Here is a 24,660-nt window from a genome sequence, read left to right as displayed (position 1 = left end):
CAAAGAAGATTTATGTCTGCAGAAAAAAAAGAGCCGCTCCCGCTTGCGGCAGCCCCCATATCGACGCGCGCACTGCCGCCCAGGCCGCCAGCAGAATTCAGTTCTGCCGCAACAGCCCTTGCGCATAAGCAAGCGCGCGAAGCCAAGGATGCGCAGGTGCGCGGCGTCACCTCGATCGACGCCATGCGCGAGGCCATCAAGCAGGCGGCGCGCGACTTGCCCAGCATCACCGAGGTGCCGCGCCTGGCCATGCTGGACGCCGCCGCCTTCCGCGCGCGGGCCGCGCTGGGCCTGCCTTTCCTGATGCGCGGGCTGGTGCAGCGCTGGCCCCTGTCGGCCCTGGGTCCCGACGTCTTGCGCGAACAGTTCAGCCACGTGCCCGTGCGGGCGCGGGTGGGCGACTACATCAACACGGCTTTTGCGGCCGACCGCGCCATGCAGGATATGTCGATGGGGCAATACCTGGACCTGGTGGCAGAGGGCAGGCACGCGTTGCCGCCTTACCTGGGCAACCTGGAATTGCGCGAACTGAACCGTTTGTGCCACTGGCCCGCGTATTTCGACAAGATGGGCCCACCGCGTTTCTGGGTGGGGCCGGCCGGCACGGTGACGCCTTTGCATTGCGATTACGACGACAATATCTTCGCGCAAGTGTGGGGCCGCAAGCGCATCATGTTATCGCCGCCGCACCACGACGCATTCCTGTATCCGAGCGAAGCGAACGCCATCCTGTTCGGCTCGCCATTCGACCCGGAAGCGCCCGATTTCGAGCGTTTTCCCCTCGCGCGCCAGGCCACCATGATCGAATGCCTCGTCGAGCCGGGCGACATGTTGTACGTGCCCGCCGGCTGGTACCACCAGGTGCGGGCGCTGACGTTTTCGCTGTCCTCGAACCGCTGGGCCAGGGCCGTGCCGCTGGCCTTGCATGGCGATGCGGCGCTGCGGCGGGGCGGGGACTGAAGCTTATGGTTGCACGGCCTTGGCCGCGCCGCGGCCCCGCTTCGGCCGCCACTCGCTGAGGATGCCGGCGGCGATGATCAATACCGCCCCCACGATGGCCAGGGCCGGCAGGCGCTCGCCGGCGATGCGTCCGATCACGCCGGCCCACACGGGTTCGCCCGCATAGATCAAGGTGGCCTTGGTGGCGGAAATGCGCTTTTGCGCCCAGTTCATCACGTACTGGATCAGCGCGCTGGCGCAGCCCAGCGCCAGCACGCTGAAGATGAAGGTCTTGCTGAGGACGGGCGGCGCTTCGCCCATGACGGGCATCAGCAGCAGGGCGATCAGGGACGCCGTCGCCAGTTGCGCGATGGTCACGCGCAGGATGTTCAATTGCGGCGAGACGCGGCTGATGAGGATGATTTCCAGAGCGATCGCGATGGCACCCACGGCCGTGATCAGCTCACCCGTGCCAAAACCCATGCTCAAGCCGTCCGTGCCCGTCAATAACAGCAAGCCGATGAACGCCAGCACGACGGCCGCCCACACGGCAGGGTGGGGCCGCTGCTTGAAGACCAGCCATTGCACCAGCGGCACGATGGGCACATAAAAAGCCGTGATGAAAGCGGACTTGCTGCTCGTGATATACATCAAGCCATAGGTTTGCAGCGCATAGCCGCCGAAGATGCTCACGCCGATGGCCATGCCCGTCAGCAACTCCGCTTTCGTCAGCTGGCGCAGCTGGCCCCGGCAAATCAGGGCGCCGATGCTGGCGGCCACGGCAAAGCGGGCGGCGACAAAGGCCAGCGGCCCGCTGACCGTCATGGCATGTTGCACCACGAGAAAAGTGCCGCCCCAGATGAAGGTGATGGCGATCAGGGCCAGTTCGGGCATGCCGAGGGCGGGCGGGGGACTTGCGTGTGTTTTCATGGGGAGCTATGCTATGAGCAAAATATTTCCCATCATGATAGGAGCAATATATTGCGCAGTCAAGTCGAGGCCGGTGGCGTGCTGGAACACCTGGCCAAAAATCTGCGGCGCTTGCGCCTGGCCGCCGGCCTCAGCCAGGACGAGCTGGCGCGCAAGTCGGGCCTGAGCCGGCGCATGGTCAACGGCGTCGAGGCGGGCGGCACCAACATCAGTTTGGCCAACCTCGACCACGTGGCCGCCGCCTTGAACGTGGCCTTCGTCGACCTGGTCCAGCCGCCGCGGCAGCCGCACGACAGCTTGCGCGTGCTGATGTGGCAAAGCGCATCGCAAGCCAGCCAGGCCGTGCTGCTGGGGGCGGCGCCCGCCAGCCGCCAGGTGGAGCTATGGTCGTGGATACTGGCGCCGGGCGAGCGCTACGATGCCGAGCCTGACCCGGCCGGCTTCAGCGAAATGCTGTATGTGCTGGAAGGCGAGCTGCAGCTGGAGCTGGCGGCCGGGACGAAAACGCTGGGCACGGGCGATTTCTTCGTGTTCAGCAGCGCGCAAGCGTACAGCTATGTCAACGCTGGCTCATCCACCTTGCGTTTCACGCGCAACGTGGCCAGCTGAGGGGTACTACGCCAGGCCGCAGCCGATGAGGAGCAGCATCGGCCGCTCGCGCTCTTCCGCCAGGGCCGGCTGCAGGGCGACCTGCTCATCGCTGGGACCCCATTCCTCCACATGTTCCAGCTGGAAACCCGCTTGCAGCAGCGCATTGATGGTCGTGCCGAGGGTGCGGTGCTGTTTGATCACGCCCGGCGCCAGCCAGTCCGACACGCGCGGGCCTTGCTGCTGGTAACTGTCGACGGGCCAGCGCTTGCGGCCTTGCGCATCCGTCAGCCAGCCGGGCTGGCGCGGCGCCATGAAGATCGGATGCTCGATGGAAAACACCAGCTTGCCGCCCGCTTGTAAACCCTGGCGGATGGCGGCCAGCAGGGTGGCGTAGCCTTCGACGTAGTGGAAGGCCAGCGAACTGTAGACGAGGTCGTAGCTGGCTGGCGGCAAGGCCAGTTGTTCCAGATCAAGCCGGGCATAGCTGACGGCCGCATGGTCCCCCATGCCGGCTGCCTGCGCCAGCATCTTTTCCGACACGTCCACGCCCAGCACCCGCGCCGCGCCGGCCTCGGCAGCCCAGCGGCAGAACCAGCCATAGCCGCAACCCAGGTCCAGCACGCTTTTTCCTTGCATGGCGGGCAGCATGGCGCGCAGGGCTGGCCATTCGGGCGCGCTGTCGAGGCCGCCGACGGAGCGCGGCAACTGGCTGTAGGCCGTGAAGAAGGCGTCGTTGTCGTAGATATTCTGTGTCATGGGTCGAGTTCCTTGCGGGGCGTGCGCTTGGCGTGGCCGCCCCGCTGCGCCCGGTAAATGCCCGCATGGCCGGAAAACAAATAGGCCACCACGCAGGCGATGGCCGCGTATACGCCGATCTCCGCGCCGAACAGCTCCATCGCCATCAGGGTCGAGGCGATGGGCGTGTTGGCGGCGCCCGCAAACACGGCAACAAAACCGATGGCGGCCAGCAGGGTGACGGGCTGGTGCAGCAGCGGACCCAGCGCATTGCCCAGGGTCGCGCCGATGAAGAACAAGGGCGTCACTTCGCCGCCCTTGAAACCCGTGCCCAGCGAGACGATGGTGAACGCCATCTTGCCGAGGAAATCCCAGGCGGGCAGCGGTCCCTGCAGGGCGTCGACGATGGTGGGAATGCCCAGGCCGATATACTTGTCCGTGCCAAGCAGCCATACGGCCAGCGCGACGACGAGACCGCCGGCCAGCGGGCGCAGCGGGGCGTAGGTAATCTTGCGTTTCATCCAGCCGCTCAAGCCGTGCGTGGCTTGCGCAAACACTTTGCCGGTCACGCCGAACAGCACGCCAGCGATGACCATGGCGCACAAGGTCCAGGTTGAAAAGGCGGGAATCAGCGGTACGGCGTAATGCGTATGCTGGACGCCCCACAGCAGGCCCACCTGGTCCGCGATGACGGCAGCGGCCAGGCAAGGCAGCATGGCTTCATAGCGCAGGCGGCCGATGGCCAGCACTTCCAGGCCGAAGAGGGCGCCCGCCAGCGGCGTGCCGAAGACGGAGGCAAAGCCGGCGCTGATGCCGGCCATCAGGATGATGCGGCGGTCTTCATTGTTCAAACGAAACATGCGGGTCAGCTGGTCGGCCAGCGCGCCGCCCATCTGCACGGCCGTGCCTTCGCGTCCGACGGAGGCGCCGAACAAATGCGAGACGACGGTGCCGCCCAGCACCAGCGGCGCCATGCGCAAGGGGATGATTTTTTTCGGGTCGTGGATTTCATCGATGAGCAGATTCGCACCGCCTTCGACGCTGCTGCCATAGCGCAAATACAGCCAGCCGACGGCAAAGCCCGCCACGGGCAGCAGCCAGATCAGCCAGGCGTGCGCCAGGCGCGTGCGCGTGGCCCAGTCCAGGGCGAACAGGAAAGCGGCCGAGGCCGAGCCCGCCAGCACGGCCACGACGCTCGCCAGCAGCAGCCATTTCAACAGATGCTTTAACAGATCGGTGAGGGCGCTGAGGCGGTGCATCGGGCATCCAGTCAAGGTTGATGGGTGGAACGCTCTTACAATCCCAGTTCCGCCGTCAGCGCCTGGCCGATGGCCCGCTGTTCGGCCAGGATGGCGCGCAAGTGGTGGGGGCGCGTCTTGACATTCGTCATGACCACGCGCAGCACATTGGTCGGGCCGGGGTAGCGCGTCGACTCGAGTACCGTGCGCGACACAAAGCTGTGGCCTTGCGCCTTTTGCCGGTTTTGCAGCTTGGCGTTCAAGGTGTTCAGTTGCTTGTTCAGTTCGGTCGCCGCGTCCAGCTGGCCGCCGGCCAGCAAGCTGTCCATACGCTGGCGCAAATGCGCGGGCACGTAGCGGTAGGTCAGGATGAAGGTGTCGGAGCGCGTGACGAGTTCGAAATCCTGCTGGTCGGCCAATAAATCCTGCAACTGGCCGGACAAGGTGGCCGCCTGCTGCAGCAAGGTCGTGTAGCCGGACACGCCCAGCACCTTGAACGAGGTCCACAGTTTCAAGGCATCGAAGCGGCGCGAGCCTTCCAGCGAAGTCTGGCCCAGGTCGCCCGAGTTGTCGCGCAAGATGTAGTTGGCGTTGTGCTTCAGCAAGTTCAGGCTGGCGCTATCCTTGAACAGCACCATGCTTTGCGCCATCGGCACCCACAGCAATTTATGCCCGTCGATGACGACGGAGTCGGCCAGGGCGATGCCGTCGTACAGCGCGCGGTACTGTTCCGCGATCAGCAGCGCGCCGCCCCAGGCCGCATCCACATGGAACCAGATGCTTTCCCGCGCGGCAATGGCTGCCATGGCGGCCAGCGGGTCGATGGCGCCCGTTTCCGTCGTGCCGGCGATGCCGATCATGGCGACGACCTTGATATTGCGCAATTTCAAGTCGGCAATCGTCGCTTCCAGCGCCTGGACGTCGATGCGGTTGTCGCGGTCGACGGCCACCAGGTGCAAGGCGTTTTCACCGAGGCCCAGGGTCGCCAGCGCCTTCTTGACGGAATAGTGGCTGCGGGCCGAGCCGATCACGGCCAGCCCCGCATAGCCGGATTCTTGCATGGCGGCAAACAGGCCCCGCTTGCGCGTGCCGGGCAGCTGCTGTTCCAGCGCCACGGCCAGGGCCGTCAAGTTGCCCATGGTGCCGCCGTTGACGACATTGCCCAGCGCGCCGCTGGTGGCGGCCATGGCTTGCGTGTAGACGGCGTCGGGCTGCTGATACACCTGGCGGTGCAGCCAGCCCAGGATCTGTTTTTCGATCAGGGTCGACACGTACGCCGTCTCGATCTTGACCTGGTTCTGGTTCAGGGTGGCCGTAAACGCTTCGGCCAGCACGCTGATCCAGGGCAGGGCCTGGGTCATGTGGCCGATGTATTGCGGGTGGTTCAGCTGGGCCGTATTGGCCAGCACGGTGGTGTTTAGTTCTTGCAGGAAATCCGCCACGGGCATGCCGTGCGCGGGCAGGCTGGTGTCGGACAGCTGCGTCAGCAGCTCCGCATACGGCGTGTGCGGATAGGCCGTGTCGCGCTCGGCGGCCAGCCAGCCGCCCAGCATGCCCAGCGCCTGCCGCAGGGGCGCGGGCGCCTGCTGCAATGCATCGATGGAAAAATGCTGCTGCAGCAGCTGTTCGACAGGGGTATCGGTCATGGCGCGTTGTTTTCTCTACGGATTGCTGGTGCCACGGTGACAAACGAATTGCGCCCAGGCGGAAGCGGGATTTTACCCGACTCCGCCTGAGCGCATCAGTTTGCTATATCAGTTTGCTATTGTTGCTGATCAGAAGTAGTTCAGGCCCAGCGCCGACTTGACTTCATCGGCCGTGCGGGCCGCCACTTCGCGTGCCTTGAAGGTGCCTTCTTTCAGCATCTGGATGACTTGTCCCTTGTCTTTGGCGAACTCTTCGCGGCGGGCGCGGATCGGCGCCAGCATTTCCTGCAAGACCAGGTCCAGGCGCTTCTTGACGATGCTGTCGCCCAGGCCGCCGCGCACGTAATGGGCTTTCATGTCGGCCAGCGCCGCTTTTTCCGGGTCAAACGCATCCAGGTACGTAAAGGCGATATTGCCTTCCAGGTGGCCTGGATCTTCCACGCGCAGGTGCAGCGGGTCGGTATAGACTTTTTTCACGGCGGCCGTGATTTCGGCCGGGGTCGCGCCCAGGTTGATCGTGTTGCCCAGCGATTTGCTCATCTTCGCCTTGCCGTCGATGCCGGGCAGGCGGCCGATGTCCGGCACCAGCGCCTTGCATTCCATCAATACTTCGCGGTTGTACATGCGGTTGAAGCGGCGCACGATTTCATTCGTTTGCTCGATCATCGGGATCTGGTCTTCGCCCACGGGCACCACGCCCGCCTTGAAGGCCGTGATGTCGGCCGCCTGGCTGGCAGGGTAGGTCAAGAAGCCGGCCGGAATGTCGCGCTCGAAGCCGCGCAGGCGGATTTCTTCCTTGACGGTGGGGTTGCGCTCGAGGCGCGCCACGGTGACGATGTTCAGGTAGTAAAAGGTCAGTTCGGCCAGTTCCGGGATTTGCGACTGGATGAACACGGTGGTTTTCGTCGGGTCGATGCCGACGGCCAGGTAATCGAGCGCCACTTCGACGACATTGCGGTGCACCTTGTCGATGTCGTCCATATTGTCCGTCAGCGCCTGCGCGTCGGCCAGCATGATGAATTGCTTGTAGCTGTTCTGGTAGCGCACGCGGTCGCGCAGGCTGCCCACGTAGTGGCCCAGGTGCAAGGGGCCGGTGGGGCGGTCGCCCGTCAGGATCACGGATTGCGAAGCGATGGCGGCGGCGGACAGCGGCGCGGCGTCGTTCTGGTCCTGGGTGTCGGGGGTATCGGGCGTATTAGGCAAGCTCATCAAGTTTCCTTTTGAGCCGCCTGCATCGGGGATGATCCAGGCTGAGCCTGTTACGCCACCGATCGAGGCGGCGTGGATCAAATTCACATCACTATGCAGTGGCCGCGCGAAAGTGAGCGGGACCACCAATTCAAGCAGGCGTGTTGTGAAGGGATAAATTTCATGGCGTTATGGTTGCAGTTCGGGCGCGTTCTGTCAAGTTTGCGCCCGGATTTATCTGCTGCGCCGCGTCAGAGGCTTGCCTTATGTAAAACTTGCTTTCCGAGTACTATTGCCGTTCGGCCACTTTTGCGTGGCATGAATCATTGGAGAACAGTATGCGCATGTCGTCCCCCGTCCGGCTCACCGGCCTGGCTCTTGTTATCAGTTCCTTGTTTGCAGCACCCGCGATGGCGCAAACGCCGCCCATGACGCCCGATATCGGCGCCAAGCTGGCCATGCCCGACCTGAATGATTACGTCAAGCGCGTGGTGATGATCCCCATGCGCGACGGCGTCAAGCTGTACACGGTGATCGTCGTGCCGAAAGGCGCCCAGAAAGCGCCGATCATGCTCACGCGTACGCCGTACAATGCGGCCCGCCGCGCCCAGCGCGCTGCCAGCCCCAGCATGCTGGCCGCCTTGCCGCAGGGTGACGATACCCTGGTGGAAAACGGCTACATCCGCGTATTCCAGGACGTGCGCGGCAAGCATGGCTCGGAAGGCGATTACGTCATGACGCGCCCTGTGCGCGGGCCGCTGAACCATACCAAGGTCGATAACGTGACCGATGCGTGGGACACCATCGACTGGCTCGTCAAAAACGTGCCGGAAACGAATGGCAAGGTGGGCATGCTGGGTTCCTCGTACGAGGGCCACACGGTGCTGATGGCCCTGGTTGACCCGCATCCGGCGCTGAAGGTGGCCATTCCCATGAGCGCCATGGTCGATGGCTGGCGCGGCGACGACTGGTTCCACAACGGCGCCTTCCGCATGCCGAGCCTGTCCTACCTGGCGTGGCAGACGAGCGCGCGCGGCAGTAGCGAGGCGCCGGCGCTGGGTGTGTATGACGAATACGATGCGTATCTGCGCATCGGCTCGGCCGGCGATTACGCGAAGAAGTTCGGCATCGACAAGCTGACCTACACGAAAAAGCTGTTCGAGCACCCGGCCTATGACAGTTACTGGCAGGAACAGGCGCTCGACAAGATCCTCGCCAAGCGCCCGCTGATCGTGCCCACCATGCACGTGGTGGGGCAGTGGGACCAGGAAGACATCTATGGTCCGTACGCCACCTACACGGCGATGGAGGGACGCGACAAGCGCAACAACCTCAATTACCTGGCCATCGGCCCGTGGCGCCATAGCGGCGTCAACTATGACGGCTCCAGCCTGGGCGCCCTGAAGTTTGACGGCGACACGGCGCGCCAGTTCCGCGAAAAAGTCATGCAGCCATTCCTCAATCAATACCTGAAGGATGGCGCGCCGGAGGCGAACACGGCGCCCGTGGTGTCGTACCAGACCGGCACCAACCAGTGGCAGCGCCTGCAGCAGTGGCCGCTGGCCTGCGAGACCTGCGACACCAAGCTGACGCCGATCTACCTGCAGGACGGTTCCAGGCTGGGTTTTGCGGCGCCATCGGGCGCTGCGGATGCGGCTGAAGGCGCTTTCGATGAATACGTGGCCGATCCCGCCAAGCCCGTGCCTTTCGTGCCCCGTCCCGTGCGCCTCATGGACCCCGATGTGTGGAAGCCATGGCTGGTCAGCGACCAGCGCGGCTATGCCGACCGCACGGATGTGCTCAGCTATGTGTCCGAACCGTTGAAGACGGCCGTGCGCATCGCCGGCGCGCCGATGGTGAACCTGTTTGCCGCGACCAGCGGCACGGATGCCGACTGGGTGGTGAAACTGATCGACGTGTATCCGGACGAAGTGCCGTCGCAGCCGGCCATGGGCGGCTACCAGCTGGGCGTGGCGATGGATATCTTCCGCGGCCGCTACCGCGACAGCTTCGAGCACCCGACGCCGATACCGGCAGGTAAAGTGGAACGCTACCGCTTCGCCTTGCCGAACGCCAATCACGTCTTCCTGCCCGGCCACCGCATCGCCGTGCAAGTGCAGTCGAGCTGGTTCCCCCTGTACGACCGCAACCCGCAAAACTACGTGCCGAACATCTTCCTGGCCGACCCGGGCCATTATAGAAAGGCGACGCAGCGCGTGTACCACGCGGCAGGGGCGGCCAGCGCGATCGAGTTGCCGATTGCGCCGCTCGACGCCCGCTAAGCGATTCGCATGAGGATGGCGCCCGCCGCGATCAGGCCGATGGCCAGGTAGCGGCGGGGGCTGATCTTTTCGCGCAGGAACAGGGCCGCGATGGCGATGGCGAACAGGATCGACGTTTCGCGCAGGGCCGCGATGGCGGCCACGGGCGCTTGCGTCATGGCCCACAGGGCCAGGCCATACGAAGCGAGGGTGCCGAAGCCGCCAACGGCGGCCAGGCGCCATTGCGTTTGCGCATACGCAAGCAAATCGGCGGGGCGGCGCAACGCCGTCCACAGCAGCAGTCCTGCGCCGTTCAAGACAAAAATCCACATGGTGTAGGCGGCCGGCGCGCCGGACAGGCGCACGCCGATGCCGTCGATCAAGGTATAGCTGGCGATGACGCAGGCGTTGCCGAGCGCAAAGGCGGTGGCCCGGCCCGTGTTTTTCGGCATCCTGCCGATGGCGCCCGTGCGCGCGGCAACGTACAGGCCGAGGATGCCCGCGCAGATGCAGGCGACGGCGCCCATTTGCATGGAAGAAAGCCGCTCTCCGATCATCGGCCAGCTGGCCAGCGCCACGAGCAATGGCGCGCTGCCGCGCATCAAGGGGTAGGCATGGCTCATGTCGCCCGCCCTGTAGGCGGCCGCCAGCAGCGAGTAATACGCCAGCTGTGCCACGGCCGAGGCGGCCAGGTAGGGCCAGCTGGCGGGCGCGGGAGTGTTGACGAAGGGCAAGACGGCCAGCGAAATCAGGGCCGCGCCCACGGAAACGAGCACCGTGCTGAGGAAGGTATCCTTGCCCGACTTGACGATGGCGTTCCAGCTGGCGTGCAGCAGGGCGGCAAACAGGACGACGGCGACGACCAGACCGGACATGCAGGCCTTAGCGGGGGCGTATGCTCAGCGACAGCAATTCCTGGCGGTGATGGCGCTGGAAGCCGTCCATCACGGAGCCGGAGCGGCCCGCCCTGTCGAGCAGTTCGCGCAGGGTCGCCTGGTCTTCCGCCGTCAGCGACTTGCGCGACAGGTAGACGCCGCTCATGCCCCAGGGCAATTCCGGCAGCGCTTCCAGGCGCAGGCGGTCGGCCAGGCCATATACGCGCGCATCGTTTTGCGCCACGCCGGCGAGGATGGTGGGCGCCATGATGGTGGCGTCGATGAAGCCGCTTTGCATCAGGCGCGCCACGGACAGGGCGTCGACTTCGTAGAACAGGCGGCCCTGGCTGCTCAGCTCCTTGGCCAGCGCCTGGTATGGTGCGCCATAGTCGTAGCCGCGCACGAGCGCCACGCGCAATTCGCGCCGCTCGATCAATTCCTGCATGGTGTTGATGGGCGGTCGCGCGCCCTGGAGCGAGATCAGCAGGGGGCGGCTGCCCAGCATGGGGATGAACAGGCCATGCTGGTCGCGCCGCAAGGTGCTGCTGGCCGGGATCAGCAAGTCGGCCTTGCCCGCCTCGAACATCGCTTCCAGGCGCGCGCGGGGCACGGCCGTGAAGATGAAATTGCAGCCGAGCTTGGCACCCATGCCGCGCAGCAAGTCGGGATAGATGCCGCTGATGGTGGCGCCATTCACCACCACGCTGGCGCCGATGGCCGAGACGGGCACCTGGATGTCGCGCGAGCATTGCGCGCCCGCCAGCGATGGCAGCGCCAGCGCCAGCATGGCCACGGTTCGGCGCCAGGCGCTGGAATAAAAGTCAGTCATACCCATCCTTGCTCACCATCGTATCGCCGGCGTCGGCAACGCCCGCTTGATTATCCCATTCTCGCCTATTTATTTCCCAAATACAATATTATCCCGCCGACTACTTTGTGGTGGAAACCATAAGTCTTGCCTGGCGTTGCGCCTTGAAGTAGCGCCAGGCTACCAGGATGCCCAGGGTTTGCATGATGGCGCACAGGTAGAAGGTGCTGCCGATGCGCCAGTCTTGCGCCGGCAAGTGGCTCACTTCGCCGAGGATCATGCTGCCGAGCAAAGGCATGAAGATGATGCCCAGGCTGCTGATCGATTGCAAGGAGCCCATCAGCTCTCCCTGTTCGCTGGCGTTGGACGATTTCGAGATGATGCCTTGCAGCGCCGGTCCGGCGGCAAAGGCCAGCAGGTTGCACAGGATCAACGCATACATCATCCAGCCCTGCGTCGCCAGGCCGTACAGCAGGTAGGTGAGGGCGCCCGAGGCCATGCCCAGCAGGGACAGGCGCACTTCGCCGAAACGCTTGATGAGGATGCCCAGCAAGCCCGCCTGCACGACGGCCGCGCACAGGCCCACGCAGAACAGGGCGATGCCGTTCTGGCGCGGCGTCCAGTCGAAGCGGAAGTGCGTGTACAGCACCCAGGTGGTGTTGAGCATCATTTGTGCAAACGTCATCAGGCCGAAGGCCAGCACCAGGCCGCGGATTTCCACGCGGCGCACCAGCTTGAGCAGGGCGGCAAACGGGTTGATGCGCGCCAGGGTGAAGGGTGCGCGCGGACCCGGCTGCAGCGATTCGGGCACGCAGAAATAGCCGTAGATGAAATTGGCCGCCGACAGGCCCGCCGCCACGTAAAACGGCAGGTGCAGGTTGATTTCGCCCAGCAGGCCGCCCAGCATGGGGCCGCAAATGAAGCCCAGGCCAAAGGCGGCGCCGATCTTGCCGAAGCTCTTGGCGCGGTTGTCGTGCGTGGAGACGTCGGACGCATAGGCGGACGCGACCGACATGCTGGCCGACGAGACGCCGCCGATGATGCGGCCGATGAACAGGCAGGCCAGGTTCGGCGCCCAGCCCGTGGCGAGAAAGTTGATGCCCATGCCAGCCATCGAATACAGCAGCACGGGACGGCGTCCCACGCGGTCGCTGATGGCGCCCAGCATGGGCATGAAGATGAATTGCAGCAAGCCGAAGACGGCCGCCATGATGCCGTACCAGAATGCTTGCTCATCCTTGCCGTTGACAAAGTCGCCGATCAGGATGGGCAGCACGGGCACGACCAGGCCGATGCCCAGCATGTCGATGAAGACGCAGACGAGGATGAAATTGAGGTTGCCGGCGCGCGCGGGCGCGGCGGGCGATGACGGTGAATGGCTGTCGGGGCTGGTTTTATCGGACATGCATGCTTTCGGCGCGCACCCCGCGCCGCTGTGCGGCGTGCGGAGTTCAGTTGTTGGCGTGGCGCCGGCGCGTGGCAGCTTCCTGCTGGCGCGCGGCGCGATAGCTGAGCCTTGCATTATAGACAGCGTGGGCCATGCTGGCTATCGCCACCCATGCTAGATGGCAATTCCCCATTCGTCGGCAAAGGCGGCGCGGAAATCCGTCAGCACGGCCAGCCGCTGTTCGGCCAGCGCGCGGCCCGCCGCCGTCTGCATCTTGCCGGGCAGCTTGTCGAGCTTGGTGACGATATGGTCGAGCGCGTAAGCCTTGTCGTCGAGCGGACGCTGCTGCGCCAGCGGGTCCGTGCCATGCGCCAACGCGCTATCCATGCGCGCCGCCGTATAGAACAACCGCGCCAGTCCCACGGCGCCCAGCGCATCGATGCGGTCGGCATCCTGCACGATTTGCGCTTCGAGCGTGTGCGGCGGCAAGTTGGCGGAAAAACTGTGCGTCTCGATGGCGTGGGCCACGCCGGCCAATTTTTCTGCCGGAAAATCCAGTTCCGCCAACTGGCGGCAAGCCAGCGTTGCCGCCTGGCGCGAAGCCAGGTGGCGCTCGGGGTGGTTTTTGGGCAGGTTGACCAGGTCGTGCAGGTAGCAGGCGGCCATCACGGTGAGGGCGTCCGCGTCCGCATGCTCTTGCAGCAGGACACTGGCATTGCGCCAGACGCGGTGCAGGTGGTTGAGGTCGTGGGCGCCGTCATCGCCCAGGCCGGCCGTAGCCAGCGCCAGCAGGCGTGGTTGCCATTGGGAAAGCAAAGAATGCATGTTCACAGTCGTAAAAAGCAGGGGCCGCCAGTGTGGCATAAAACGGCGCAGTGCGTGGCGGGGGCCGGCGTGCCGTAATCGCCACATAAATTGCATTTTTGAAAATCAAAAATCAGACGGTCGCTCTTTTTTAGTGCATGTAAAATTTACATGGGGTAACATTGCCGCACGGAAATTAGAGGCATAAGCTAATTGCTAGAAAATATTTGCAAAAACACACAAGTGGCGGCCATCCCCTGTTGGGTGACTCTGCCACGTCCAAGGCTTGCTTGCAGCGTGCCTTGGCCTGCGCCCCAGGCGAGTTAACGAAAGGAATATCATGAACACCATTTCCAGCGACACTGGCGCAACCGTTGCCAAGGCTGCCGAATACCTGGCCTTTACCCTGGGCCAGGAAGAATATGGCATCGACATCCAGAAAGTCAGCGAAATCCGCAGCTATGAAACGCCGACCCGCATCGCCAACGCGCCCGAGTTCGTCAAAGGCGTGGTCAACCTGCGCGGCATCATCGTGCCCATCGTCGACATGCGCATCAAGTTCAACCTGGGCACGCCCAGCTATGACCAGTTCACCGTCGTCATCATCCTCAATATCGGCAACCGCGTCGTCGGCATGGTCGTCGACCGCGTTTCCGACGTCACCACCCTGATGCCGGAACAGATCAAGCCGGCGCCGGACATGGGCCGTTCGATCAACACGGAATACGTGATCGGCCTGGGCACCATCGACGAGCGCATGCTGATCCTGGTCGATATCGACCAGTTGATGTCCAGCGCCGATATGGGCTTGATCGAAAAATTGGCAGCCTAGGCCGCCAGGAAAAGTCCAGGACGGCGTTGCATTGCCTCGCCGTACATTCGTACTGTCTTCGGCAACGCGCCTTGCACTGAACATTTCCTGACACCCTAGTGCGATAGGGTTTTTTAGAAACAATTGACCCCAAGCATTGTTTGCTTTTTCTGCAAGGCGCACGCTAGCGCATTTCCTGGCGCACGGTTCAGCCGAACCGTGCGCCAGTTTCACTTGAGTTTCACTTTTTACGCCCGTTTCGCCATGGCAGCCAGCCCGCAGCAGCGCGAAACTGCCAGCCATGGCATCAGGGCTCTTTAGGATAGTCACATGAATTTATTACGCAACGTCAGCATCGGTGTCCGCCTGGGACTCGGTTTTGCCGTGATTTTGCTGTTTTCCATGCTCATTACGGGCATCAGCGTCTGGCGCCTGCACGACGTGGCCAGCGCCACGCGCGTCATGATGGAGCAGCCGCTGGCCAAGGAACGCTATATTTCTGACTGGTATGGCCGCATCGACAGCGCCGTGCGCCGCACCATCGCCATTGCCCGCAGCAGCGATACCTCGCTGAGCGGCTATTTCGCTGAAGAATCGAAAGTCTCGTCGTCCAGCTCGGCCGAGCTGCAAAAGAAAATCGAGGCGCTGATCGACAAGCCGGAGGAAAAAGCCATGTTCGCGGGCTTGCTGGAACAGCGCAAGGTATACATCGGTTCGCGCGACCAGGTCTACAAGCTGAAGGGCGAAGCGCAGGTCGATGCCGCCAATGAGGTGTTTGAAAAGACCTTCGTGCCGGCCGCCGCCAAATACCAGAAGATGGTCTCGGACTTGCTGGAACACCAGCGCGCCACGATCGACGCCACCGCGCGCGAGATCGACGCCGTCGCCAATACCAGCCGCAACCTGATGCTGGTACTGGCCGCGCTGGCGCTGGCATTCGGCGTCGTCTGTGCCTGGGTCTTGACGATGGGTATCGTGCGCCCCCTGCGCACGGCCGTGGACATCGCCCGCAAGGTGGCTGATGGCGACTTGACGGCGCAGATCGACGCCAGCGCCAAGGATGAAACCGGGCAACTTTTGCTGGCCCTGAAGGACATGAACACGAGCTTGCTCAATATCGTGGGCGAAGTGCGCAGCGGCACGGACAGCATCGCGACGTCGTCGACGCAAATCGCCGCCGGCAACCAGGACCTGTCTTCCCGCACTGAAGAGCAGGCCGGTTCCCTGGAAGAAACGGCGTCGTCGATGGAAGAGCTGACCAGCACCGTGAAACAGAATGCGGACAATGCGCGCCAGGCGAACCAGTTGGCGGCCTCGGCGGCGCAAGTGGCCGTCAAGGGCGGCGCAGTGGTGGCGCAAGTGGTGGGCACGATGGAATCGATCAATGCTTCGTCGAACAAGATTGTCGACATTATTTCCGTCATCGACGGCATCGCCTTCCAGACGAACATTTTGGCCTTGAACGCGGCCGTGGAAGCAGCGCGCGCGGGCGAGCAGGGCCGCGGCTTTGCCGTCGTGGCGTCCGAAGTGCGCAACCTGGCGCAGCGTTCGGCATCGGCGGCGAAAGAGATCAAGACCCTGATCGGTGCTTCCGTGGAGCAAGTCAACGCGGGCAGCATGCTGGTGGCGCAAGCCGGTTCGACCATGAACGACATCGTCGACAGCGTGCAGCGCGTGAGCGACATCATCACGGAAATCACGGCGGCCAGCAGCGAGCAAAGCGTGGGTATCGATGAAATCAACCGCGCCATCGGTCAGATGGATGCCGTGACGCAACAAAATGCGGCCCTGGTGGAAGAGTCGGCGGCCGCCGCCGAATCGATGCAGCACCAGGCGCACAACCTGGCGCAAGTCGTCAGCGTGTTTAAACTCAATGGCCAGCAGGCCGGCGGCTTGAAGGGTGTGCAACACGCGCAGAAACGCCCGGCAGCGCCGCAAACCACTTTGCGCATCGGCACGCGCTGATGCCGCCGCGGCTGCCGCGGGCAGCCGCAACCCCTTCTATATAGTCTGGTTCCGCTTTTTTAGGATATTCACATGAATTTGTTAAGAAACGTCAGTATTGGTGTGCGCCTCGGCCTGGGTTTTGCCGTGATTTTGCTGTTTTCCATGCTCATTACGGGCATCAGCGTGTGGCGCTTGCACGACGTGGCCATGGCCACGCGCACCATGATGGAGCTGCCGCTGGCGAAGGAACGCTATATTTCCGACTGGTATGCAAAGATCGATAGCGGCGTGCGCCGCACCACGGCTATCGCGCGCAGCAGCGACACGTCACTGGGCGCGTATTTTGCGGAAGAGGCCAAGCAATCGTCCGTCGTGTCGGGCGAATTGCAAAAGAAAATCGAAGCCTTGATTTCCAGCCCGGAAGAAAAGGAACTGTTCCGCCTGGTGAGCGAACAGCGCAAGGTCTACCTCGATTCGCGCGCGCAAGTGTCGAAGCTGAAGGCGGATGGGCAGGAAGCCGAGGCAGAAAAGGCGTTCCAAGGCATCTTCGTGCCCGGTTCGACGAAATACCTGAAAGTGGTCAACGACATGCTGCAGCACCAGCGCGCCAGCATCGACACGACGGCGCGCGAGATCGACGAGGTCGCCAAGACGAGCCGCAACTTGCTGCTGACCCTGGCCGTGCTGGCGCTGGGCTTTGGCGTCGTCTGCGCCTGGCTGTTGACGACGGGCATCGTGCGCCCCCTGCGCACGGCCGTGGAAATCGCCCGCAAGGTAGCCGATGGCGACTTGACGGCGCAGATCGACGCCAGCGCCAAAGATGAAACCGGGCAACTTTTGCTGGCCCTGAAGGACATGAACACGAGCTTGCTCAACATCGTCAGCGAAGTGCGCGCAGGTACGGACAGCATCGCGACGTCGTCGACGGAAATTGCCGCCGGTAACCAGGACCTGTCTTCCCGCACGGAAGAGCAGGCCGGTTCCCTGGAAGAAACAGCCTCGTCGATGGAAGAGCTGACCAGCACCGTGAAACAGAATGCGGACAATGCGCGCCAGGCGAACCAGTTGGCGGCCTCGGCCGCGCAAGTGGCCGTCAAGGGCGGCGCGGTCGTGGCGCAGGTGGTGGGCACGATGGAATCGATCAATGCTTCATCCAATAAAATCGTCGACATCATCAGCGTCATCGACGGCATCGCCTTCCAGACGAATATCCTGGCCTTGAACGCAGCCGTGGAAGCGGCGCGCGCGGGTGAGCAGGGCCGCGGCTTTGCCGTCGTGGCGTCCGAAGTGCGCAACCTGGCGCAGCGTTCCGCATCGGCGGCGAAAGAGATCAAGACCCTGATCGGTGCGTCCGTGGAACAAGTCAACGCGGGCAGCATGCTGGTGGCGCAAGCCGGTTCGACCATGAACGATATCGTCGACAGTGTGCAGCGCGTGAGCGACATCATCACGGAAATCACGGCGGCCAGCAGCGAGCAAAGCGTGGGCATCGACGAGATCAACCGCGCCATCGGCCAGATGGATGCCGTGACGCAACAAAATGCGGCCCTGGTGGAAGAGTCGGCGGCCGCCGCCGAATCGATGCAGCACCAGGCGCACAACCTGGCGCAAGTGGTCAGCGTCTTTAAATTGAATGGCCAGCAGGCCGGCGCCGGCGGCTTGAAGGCCGTGGGTGGCGGCAAGCGCCCGGCGGCCAAGGCGCCGCAAGAGGCATTGCAGATCGGCCGCGCCGCCTAAACGGTAAGGGGTGGAGGGTCTTCCTCCACCCAGCCGGCGATCGCCAGTTGCGACAGCCGGTCCGCCTCGCCATTGCGGTGGCGCGGCAGCCAGCGCAGCGTTACATCGTGTAATTGTTCCAGCAGGGCCACTACGGTGGCCCTGTGTATTTCCAGTCCCTTGGCGCCTGCCGCCGCCGTTCCCAATACATCGTTGATCACCACCTGGCTGTCGCCGTACAGCAGCAGTTGCGCGGGCGGCGGGCGCACGCCGAGTGCCGCCTGCAGCACGGCCGTCAGGGCCGCATATTCCGCGTCGCTGCTGCTGCCATAACCGGCCGCCTCGCTCACTTCGATACGTTCGCCGTTCGGCCCCAGCAGCAGGGCGCCGATGCCCAGCTTGCCCGGATTCGGGTGGGCGGAGCCGTCGAACCAGCCGCGCCATGCCGAAGCGGGGCCAGCCGGCAGGCGCTTGGCCGCTTGCGCCTGCTGGCGGTCGCTGATCTTTTGCGCCTTGCGCTGCGCGTCGGCCGCGCGCGCCTGCGTCCGCGCCGCCAGCAGGGCGGCAAGGCCCTGCGTGCCGGCCGCCTGTTCCAGTATGCGCTGCAGCGCCGCGTCGCCGGCGATGCCGTCCAGCGCCGCCAGCCGGCGCGCCTGTATCCGCTCGCTCTTGAACGCTGCTGCCAGCAATGTTTCCAATTCCTCTTGCATGGGACTTTCCCTGTTCGTTGTGCCGCGAATCTACGCGAGTGCGGCGCGGACCGCAAGACAGGCTGCGTCTTTTTCGGCATGTCCGCTTGCGCCGCATAACACGGAGTGATATAGTCTGCGTTATCAAATCAAGGAGAAAAAACATGACACAGCGCGTATTGATCATTGGTGCCGGCTTTGCCGGCTTGTGGAGTGCCCTGGCCGCCGTGCGCCGCCTGCGGCTGGAAAACGTTGCGGCAGGCGACATCGAAGTGGCGCTGGTGGCGCCGGAAGCGGTGCTGACGATGCGCCCGCGCCTGTACGAGCCGGCGCCCGCCGGCATGGTGGCGCCGTTGCAGCAACTGTTTGACGACACGGGCGTGCGCTTCATCGCGGGCAAGGTCGAGGCCATCCGCAGCGCCAGCGACGAGGTCGACATCGTGGCCGCCGACGGCAGCCGTTCGACCCTGGCCTATGACCGCCTGGTGCTGGCGGCGGGCAGCAGCCTGTTCCGGCCGGATATTCCTGGCTTGCAAGAATTTGCCTTCAGCACCGACCAGCGCGACGACGCGGTGGCGCTCGATGCGCACCTGCATGGTCTGGCCGCCCGGCCCGCATCGGCCGCGCGCAATACGGTCATCGTTGCCGGCGGCGGCTTCACGGGCATCGAACTGGCGGCCGAGCTGCCGGCCCGCCTGCGCGCCATCCTGGGGCAGGATGCCGAGATCAAGGTGATCATCGTCGAGCGGGCGCCCGACATCGGCCCCGACCTGGGACCGGGACCGCGTCCCGTGATCGAGCAGGCGCTGGCGGAGCTGGGCGTGGAATGCCGGCTCGGTTCGGCCGTCGCCGCCATCGACGGGGACGGCTTGACGACGGCCGATGGCGAGCGCATCGAGGCGGCCACCGTGGTGTGGACGGCGGGCGTGCGGGCCAGTGCGCTGACGGCGCAGATTCCCGGCGACAAGGACGCGGCGGGCCGCCTGCGGGTGGCGAACGACTTGCGCGTGCCTGGCGCGGGTAAGGTCTTCGCCACGGGCGACGCGGCCGTCGCGGCCACGGACGACGCCGGCAATCACACGCTGATGAGTTGCCAGCACGCCATGTTCCTCGGACGTTCCTCGGGCGACAATGCCGTGGCCGACCTGCTGGGCCTGGCCACGCGGCCCTACCGCCAGCCGTATTATGTGACGTGCCTGGACCTGGGGGCGTGGGGCGCGGTCGTCACGCAGGGCTGGGAGCGCAAGGTGTGGATGACGGGCAGCGAAGGCAAGGCCTTGAAGGTGGCCATCAATGGCCGCGTGATTTATCCGCCCGCCGACAGCGCGGCGGCGCTGGCGGCCGCCGATCCCGCGTTCGAGCTGTCGCTGTAGCCTTGCGGCTGCAAACGGGGAGTGCTACAGTCCCCGTTTTGCAACGGAGGAATGGCATCATGGCACATTATGGAAGCGGCACCGAGTATGGCTTGCATTGCCTGCTGTATCTGGCGCAGCCGCTTGCCGAGCCTGCCAGCAGCCGCGACCTGGCGGAATTGCAGGGCATTTCCGTCTCTTTCCTGGCAAAAATCTTCCCCAAGCTGGAGAAGGCGGCCATCGTGACGGCGTCGGAAGGCATACGCGGCGGCTACCAGCTGGCGCGTCCGGCTGCCGAGATCAGCGTGCTCGACGTGGTGGACGCCATCGAGGGGCCGAAACCGCTGTTCGATTGCCAGCAGATCCGCAGCCGCTGCACCCTGTATGAAGGCGAGCCGCCCGGCTGGATGACCAGCGGCGTGTGCGGCATCCATGCCTTGATGCTGCGCGCCGAGAAAAGCATGCGCGCCGAGCTGGCCAGGACGACCCTGGCCGACCTGGCGCAAGGCGTGGGCAGTGCGGCGCCGGCCGGCTTTGGCGAGGATTTGCAGGGCTGGTTCAGCGGCCGCGTGCAAGTGCGCAGCGAGGCGCGCATCGCCGCCGTGCGCGGACCGAAGCCGCGCCGCGTCAAGGGTGATGCCGTCTGACGCCAGCGATCTTACGGTTTCAATAGCATGGTATCGACGAGGCTGCCGATCCAGCACGCCACCAGCACACAAACGGCCACCGTCATGGCGGGGCCGTCATGGGCCGACAGCGCATCGACTTTTTCCACGATCAGTTGCATGTCGAGGGGCAGGGCGCCACTGTCGATCTGTGCCATAACTTGATCCAATCGTGCCATGATCTGGCGCAATACGAGCACCAGCGCGACCAGCGCGGGCACGAGGAAGAGGCAGCCGCGCGCCTTGCGTTTTAATAAGAAATGCCCGCTGCCGGGAAACACAAGGCCCGACAGCAGCAGGGCCTGCGTGCGTTTGGATAGGGATGAAGGTGAGGGGGAGCCGCTCATGCGTGCCTTGTGTAGGGGTAAGAGCGGCCCATCATACTATTGCCAGCCGAATTTGCGCAGGTACACGCGTTTCATGAACGTCGTCAGCAGTGTGTAGCAGACGAGGATGCCCAGCAGCCATGGGAAGTAGCCCAATGGCAAGGCTTGCAGCTTGAAGTAAGTCGCCAGCGGTCCCATCGGCAGGAATACGCCCACGGCCATGATCAGGGTCGTGGCCACCAGCAGGGGCACGGACGCGATGCTGTCGATGAAGGGCAGCTTCGGCGTGCGGATCAGGTGCACGATCAGGGTTTGCGTCAACAGCCCCACGACGAACCAGCCGGACTGGAACAGGGTTTGCTGTTCCGGGGTATTCGCGCCAAATACATGCCACATCAGGATAAACGTGCTGATGTCGAAGATCGAGCTGATGGGGCCGAAAAACACCATGAAGCGGCCGATGTCGCGCGGGTTCCAGCTCAGCGGCTGCTGGATCAGTTCGGCGTCGACATTGTCGAACGGGATGGCGATCTGCGACACGTCGTACAGCAGGTTTTGCACCAGCAAGTGCAGCGGCAGCATGGGCAGGAACGGCAGAAAGGCGCTGGCCACCAGCACGGAAAACACATTGCCGAAGTTCGAGCTGGCCGTCATGCGAATGTATTTGAGCATGTTGCTGAAGGTGCGGCGGCCTTCCAGCACGCCTTCTTCCAGCACCATCAGGCTCTTTTCCAGCAGGATGATGTCGGCCGCTTCTTTGGCGATATCGACGGCGGAATCGACGGAAATGCCGATATCGGCCGCGCGCAGGGCGGGCGCGTCGTTGATGCCGTCGCCCATGAAGCCGACGATATGGCCATTGCCGCGCAGGGCGCGCACGAGGCGCTCCTTGTGCAGCGGGCTGAGCTTGGCAAACACCGTGTTGTCCTCGGCCGCCTTGGCCAGGGTGGCGTCATCCATGTCGTCCAGTTGCGGGCCTTGCAGCACGCCATGCACGGCCAGGCCCACTTCGCGGCAAATCTTCGCCGTCACGAGGTGGTTGTCGCCCGTCAACACTTTCACGGTCACGCCGTGTTCCGCCAGCGCGCGCAGGGCGGGCGCCGTCGATTCCTTCGGCGGATCGAGGAAAGCGACATAGCCGATCAGCGTGAGCGCCGTTTCATCGGCCACGCCGTACACGGTTTTATGGGGCGGCACTTCCTTGACGGCCACGGCCACCACGCGCAAACCTTCCGCGTTCAGGCCATGCGTGGTTTCCAGCACCTTGTCCAGCAGAGCCGCATCGAGGGGAATATTCACGCCGCCCAGGCGCAGGTGGCTGCAGGCGGCGAGGATTTCCTCGACGGCGCCCTTGCAGATCAGTTCATGGTGGTCATTCTTTTCGGAAACGACGACGGACATGCGGCGGCGCACGAAATCGAACGGGATTTCATCGACTTTCACGTAATCGCGCGCCAGCTGCATTTCCGTCTGCAGTTCCACATGGTCGAGCACGGCGCGGTCCAGCAGGTTTTTGAGGCCCGTCTGGTAGTGGCTGTTCAAATAGGCGAATTGCAGCACTTCATCGGATTGCTGGCCGAACACGTCCGTGTGGCGTTCCAGCACGATCTTGTCCTGCGTCAAGGTGCCCGTCTTGTCCGTGCACAGCACGTCCATGGCGCCGAAGTTCTGGATGGCGTCCAGGCGCTTGACGACGACTTTCTTTTTGGACAGTTTCACGGCGCCCTTGGCCAGGGTGCTGGTGACGATCATGGGCAGCATTTCCGGCGTCAGGCCGACAGCCACGGACAGGGCGAACAAGAACGCTTCCATCCAGTCGCCCTTGGTCCAGCCGTTGATCAGGAACACGAGCGGCGCCATCACGAGGGCGAAGCGGATCAAGAGCCAGCTGACGCTGTTCACACCCGCCTCAAACGCCGTCGGCGTGCGCTCGGTGGCCGTCACGCGCGTGGCGATGGTGCCGAAATAGGTGCGGTTGCCCGTGGCCAATACCAGCGCCGTGGCGGCGCCCGAGATCACATTCGTGCCCATGAACAGCAGATTGGCCAGTTCCATGGGATCTTTGCCATGGGCGTCGGCCAGTTCGGCCATCTTTTCCACGGGCAAGGATTCGCCCGTCATGGCGGCCTGGCTGACGAACAGGTCTTTTGCGGACAGCAGGCGGCAGTCGGCGGGGATCATGTCGCCGGCGGACAGCACGATGAGGTCGCCCTGCACCAGCTGGCGGATCGGCAGCTCGACTTGCTGGCCATTGCGCAGCACGGTGGCTGTATTGCTGACCATGGCTTTCAGGCGCTCGGCGGCCCGGTTCGAGCGGCCTTCCTGCACGAAACGCAGCAGGGTCGACAAGATCACCATGGTGCCGATGACGATGGTTGCCTTCGGGTCTTCCGTCAGGTAGGAAACGATGGCCAGCACGGTGAGCAGCAGGTTGAACGGATTCTTGTAGCACAGCCACAGGTGCTGGTACCAGGCCAGCGGCTTTTCATGCTCGACCTCGTTCGGACCCGTTTGCGCACCGATCACTTGCGCTTCGGCATCGCGCAAGCCTTCCAGGCGCGTGTGCAGGCGGTTCAGGGCGCTATCGAGGTCTTCATGGGCGGCAGCCAGCAACTGGCGCGCCAGGTGGTCGGGCACGGGGCGGGCCGTGCTGTTTTCCAGCGGCATGGCACGGCGGCGGAAATGGCTGGCCGTATGGCGCTTGCGCAGGAACGATTCGAATAAGCGGGTGAAGAGATTCATGCTCTTCCTTTCACGACGAGGTGTTGACGGGCGGCGCAGCCGCAGGCAAGACTTGCGTGCCGCAAGCGTACCATGAGCAGTCATGGTGCTTGAGGGCAATCCGGGTCAGTAGCCGGTCGCGGTCGGAAAGAGGGGGAGAGGCACGCAGCCAGACTGGCCGCGCGAAAACCGCACCTTGCTTGGCAAGGCACGGAGGAAACGGAGTTCCGTGTTGCTTGCTGTTTAGCTGCCGAGGCAATCACCGATACAAGATCGGCTACTGTCACTAGAACAAGTACCCACGTGGGACTCCGTAAATGAATAATGGGGGCATCTTATGCACGTGCTGCAAGAGTGTCAACTGAAGAAATCTTAGGTTTCCAAAGTGTAATGTGGCTGTGGCAGACCGCATGCTCAGCCATGTTGCGTGGTCATCGCCAGCGAATCGGACAATATCTGCCACAGCGCCGCGTGGCGCTGCTGCAGGGCGGCGCCGCCCGCGTAGATCAGCTCCACGTGCAGGCTGTCGACGATGCCCAGGTAGGCTTGCGCATACAGTGCGATGCGCTGCAGCGGCAGGGCGGGCGCCAGGCGGCCCAGGCTGGCCACGTAATGGCGCTGCAATTGCGCCAGCAAGGCTTCGTAGCCCGTACCCACTTCCACGCGCAGGGGGGCGGGCGGCAAATAGGCCGTGCGCAGCAAGAAGCGCAGATGGGCTGAATCCGCATAGCGCTGCGCCATGCGGTCGCAATACAGGGCGCCGGCCAGCTGGCCGCCGGGCGCGGGCAGCGCCGCCTCGTCGGCAAAGCAGCCATCCATGAATGCCTGCTCTTCGGCCAGGGCGTCGGCAAACACGTCGAGGAACAGGGCGTCCTTGCCGGCAAAGTGCGAATACAGCGACGCCTTGCGCATGCCGGCCTGCTCGGCGATGTCGCTGAGGGACGAGGCATCGTAGCCATGTTCCGAAAAGTGCACGACGGCGACGGCACAGATGTTATCGGCCGAAGCCGAGCGTTTTTTCATCATTGGGG

At 63.9% G+C, this 24,660-nt stretch carries 21 protein-coding genes; 8 read left to right on the top strand and 13 right to left on the bottom strand.

The genetic code is table 11. From position 1 onward, the window contains the following. Positions 1-12: 12 nt before the first annotated feature. Positions 13-960, top strand: coding sequence for a cupin-like domain-containing protein (locus OX460_RS08075; protein WP_289898352.1), 948 nt, complete (start codon positions 13-15; stop codon positions 958-960). Positions 961-963: 3 nt separating this feature from the next. Here the strand turns inward: OX460_RS08075 and OX460_RS08070 are convergent, their stop codons facing one another. After that, positions 964-1,869: a DMT family transporter gene (locus OX460_RS08070; protein WP_289898351.1), complete on the bottom strand. Its 906-nt coding sequence runs from the start codon at positions 1,867-1,869 to the stop codon at positions 964-966. A 51-nt stretch (positions 1,870-1,920) separates the two neighbouring features. Between OX460_RS08070 and OX460_RS08065 the strand changes: the two genes are divergently transcribed. After that, on the top strand, positions 1,921-2,478 hold the full coding sequence (locus OX460_RS08065) for an XRE family transcriptional regulator (RefSeq protein WP_289898350.1): 558 nt from the start codon (positions 1,921-1,923) through the stop codon (positions 2,476-2,478). Between the two features lie 6 nt (positions 2,479-2,484). On the opposite strand, the gene OX460_RS08060 is transcribed toward OX460_RS08065, so the two are convergent. The 4 genes from OX460_RS08060 to trpS form a co-directional block, all read right to left on the bottom strand. Continuing rightward, positions 2,485-3,216 (bottom strand): methyltransferase domain-containing protein, encoded by a 732-nt coding sequence (locus OX460_RS08060; RefSeq protein ID WP_289898349.1) that lies wholly within the window; start codon positions 3,214-3,216, stop codon positions 2,485-2,487. Continuing rightward, positions 3,213-4,454 carry a voltage-gated chloride channel family protein gene (locus OX460_RS08055; protein ID WP_289898348.1) on the bottom strand — a complete coding sequence of 414 codons (1,242 nt, stop codon included), beginning with the start codon at positions 4,452-4,454 and terminating at the stop codon, positions 3,213-3,215. The genes OX460_RS08060 and OX460_RS08055 overlap by 4 nt, the downstream gene beginning before the upstream one ends. A 35-nt stretch (positions 4,455-4,489) precedes the next feature. Continuing rightward, positions 4,490-6,079 (bottom strand): pyridoxal-dependent decarboxylase, encoded by a 1,590-nt coding sequence (locus tag OX460_RS08050; protein ID WP_289898347.1) that lies wholly within the window; start codon positions 6,077-6,079, stop codon positions 4,490-4,492. Between the two features lie 129 nt (positions 6,080-6,208). Beyond that, the gene (gene trpS, locus OX460_RS08045; protein WP_251349144.1) at positions 6,209-7,288 is read right to left on the bottom strand and encodes a tryptophan--tRNA ligase; all 1,080 of its coding nucleotides are present in this window, start codon (positions 7,286-7,288) and stop codon (positions 6,209-6,211) included. A 371-nt stretch (positions 7,289-7,659) separates the two neighbouring features. Here trpS and OX460_RS08040 point away from each other — a divergent pair, with 371 nt between their 5' ends. Beyond that, the gene (locus OX460_RS08040; RefSeq protein ID WP_289898346.1) at positions 7,660-9,549 is read left to right on the top strand and encodes a CocE/NonD family hydrolase; all 1,890 of its coding nucleotides are present in this window, start codon (positions 7,660-7,662) and stop codon (positions 9,547-9,549) included. Here OX460_RS08040 and OX460_RS08035 read toward each other — a convergent pair. The 4 genes from OX460_RS08035 to OX460_RS08020 all read right to left on the bottom strand — a co-directional run bounded on the left by OX460_RS08035 (position 9,546) and on the right by OX460_RS08020 (position 13,423). Then, positions 9,546-10,403: a DMT family transporter gene (locus tag OX460_RS08035; RefSeq protein WP_289898345.1), complete on the bottom strand. Its 858-nt coding sequence runs from the start codon at positions 10,401-10,403 to the stop codon at positions 9,546-9,548. The two genes, OX460_RS08040 and OX460_RS08035, sit on opposite strands and share 4 nt — an antisense overlap. Positions 10,404-10,410: 7 nt before the next feature. After that, positions 10,411-11,232 carry a transporter substrate-binding domain-containing protein gene (locus OX460_RS08030; protein WP_289898344.1) on the bottom strand — a complete coding sequence of 274 codons (822 nt, stop codon included), beginning with the start codon at positions 11,230-11,232 and terminating at the stop codon, positions 10,411-10,413. A 100-nt stretch (positions 11,233-11,332) separates the two neighbouring features. Continuing rightward, a complete protein-coding gene (locus OX460_RS08025) occupies positions 11,333-12,616 on the bottom strand; it encodes a TCR/Tet family MFS transporter (protein ID WP_289898343.1) in 1,284 nt (427 codons plus the stop codon). 156 nt (positions 12,617-12,772) lie between these two features. Next, positions 12,773-13,423, bottom strand: a complete 651-nt coding sequence (locus OX460_RS08020) for an HD domain-containing protein (RefSeq protein WP_289898342.1) — start codon at positions 13,421-13,423, stop codon at positions 12,773-12,775. A gap of 319 nt (positions 13,424-13,742) precedes the next feature. Between OX460_RS08020 and OX460_RS08015 the strand changes: the two genes are divergently transcribed. From OX460_RS08015 to OX460_RS08005, 3 genes are all read left to right on the top strand, one after another. Then, positions 13,743-14,234, top strand: coding sequence for a chemotaxis protein CheW (locus OX460_RS08015; protein WP_035818113.1), 492 nt, complete (start codon positions 13,743-13,745; stop codon positions 14,232-14,234). A 309-nt stretch (positions 14,235-14,543) separates the two neighbouring features. Continuing rightward, a complete protein-coding gene (locus OX460_RS08010) occupies positions 14,544-16,178 on the top strand; it encodes a methyl-accepting chemotaxis protein (protein ID WP_289898341.1) in 1,635 nt (544 codons plus the stop codon). A gap of 72 nt (positions 16,179-16,250) precedes the next feature. Next, the gene (locus OX460_RS08005; RefSeq protein WP_251349139.1) at positions 16,251-17,897 is read left to right on the top strand and encodes a methyl-accepting chemotaxis protein; all 1,647 of its coding nucleotides are present in this window, start codon (positions 16,251-16,253) and stop codon (positions 17,895-17,897) included. Here OX460_RS08005 and OX460_RS08000 read toward each other — a convergent pair. Continuing rightward, the gene (locus OX460_RS08000; protein ID WP_289898340.1) at positions 17,894-18,586 is read right to left on the bottom strand and encodes a ribonuclease HI family protein; all 693 of its coding nucleotides are present in this window, start codon (positions 18,584-18,586) and stop codon (positions 17,894-17,896) included. The genes OX460_RS08005 and OX460_RS08000 overlap by 4 nt on opposite strands. Positions 18,587-18,729: 143 nt before the next feature. On the opposite strand from OX460_RS08000, the gene OX460_RS07995 reads away from it, so the two are divergent. Together OX460_RS07995 and OX460_RS07990 are read left to right on the top strand one after the other, a co-directional pair. Next, positions 18,730-19,938 carry an FAD-dependent oxidoreductase gene (locus tag OX460_RS07995; RefSeq protein WP_289898339.1) on the top strand — a complete coding sequence of 403 codons (1,209 nt, stop codon included), beginning with the start codon at positions 18,730-18,732 and terminating at the stop codon, positions 19,936-19,938. 59 nt (positions 19,939-19,997) lie between these two features. Then, on the top strand, positions 19,998-20,564 hold the full coding sequence (locus OX460_RS07990) for an Rrf2 family transcriptional regulator (RefSeq protein ID WP_289898338.1): 567 nt from the start codon (positions 19,998-20,000) through the stop codon (positions 20,562-20,564). Positions 20,565-20,575: 11 nt separating this feature from the next. Here OX460_RS07990 and OX460_RS07985 read toward each other — a convergent pair whose 3' ends face one another. The 3 genes from OX460_RS07985 to OX460_RS07975 all read right to left on the bottom strand — a co-directional run bounded on the left by OX460_RS07985 (position 20,576) and on the right by OX460_RS07975 (position 24,655). After that, a complete protein-coding gene (locus tag OX460_RS07985) occupies positions 20,576-20,929 on the bottom strand; it encodes a DUF6677 family protein (protein WP_289898337.1) in 354 nt (117 codons plus the stop codon). A 36-nt stretch (positions 20,930-20,965) separates the two neighbouring features. Continuing rightward, the gene (gene mgtA / locus OX460_RS07980; RefSeq protein ID WP_289898336.1) at positions 20,966-23,650 is read right to left on the bottom strand and encodes a magnesium-translocating P-type ATPase; all 2,685 of its coding nucleotides are present in this window, start codon (positions 23,648-23,650) and stop codon (positions 20,966-20,968) included. 393 nt (positions 23,651-24,043) lie between these two features. After that, positions 24,044-24,655: a TetR/AcrR family transcriptional regulator gene (locus OX460_RS07975; protein WP_289898335.1), complete on the bottom strand. Its 612-nt coding sequence runs from the start codon at positions 24,653-24,655 to the stop codon at positions 24,044-24,046. Between the last annotated feature and the right edge of the window lie 5 nt (positions 24,656-24,660).

The organism is Janthinobacterium sp. SUN033 (assembly GCF_030397595.1).
GTDB lineage: Bacteria > Pseudomonadota > Gammaproteobacteria > Burkholderiales > Burkholderiaceae_D > Janthinobacterium > Janthinobacterium kumbetense.
The sequence above is the reverse complement of the archived record's forward strand: the minus strand, read 5'-3'. Positions and strand labels throughout refer to the sequence as shown.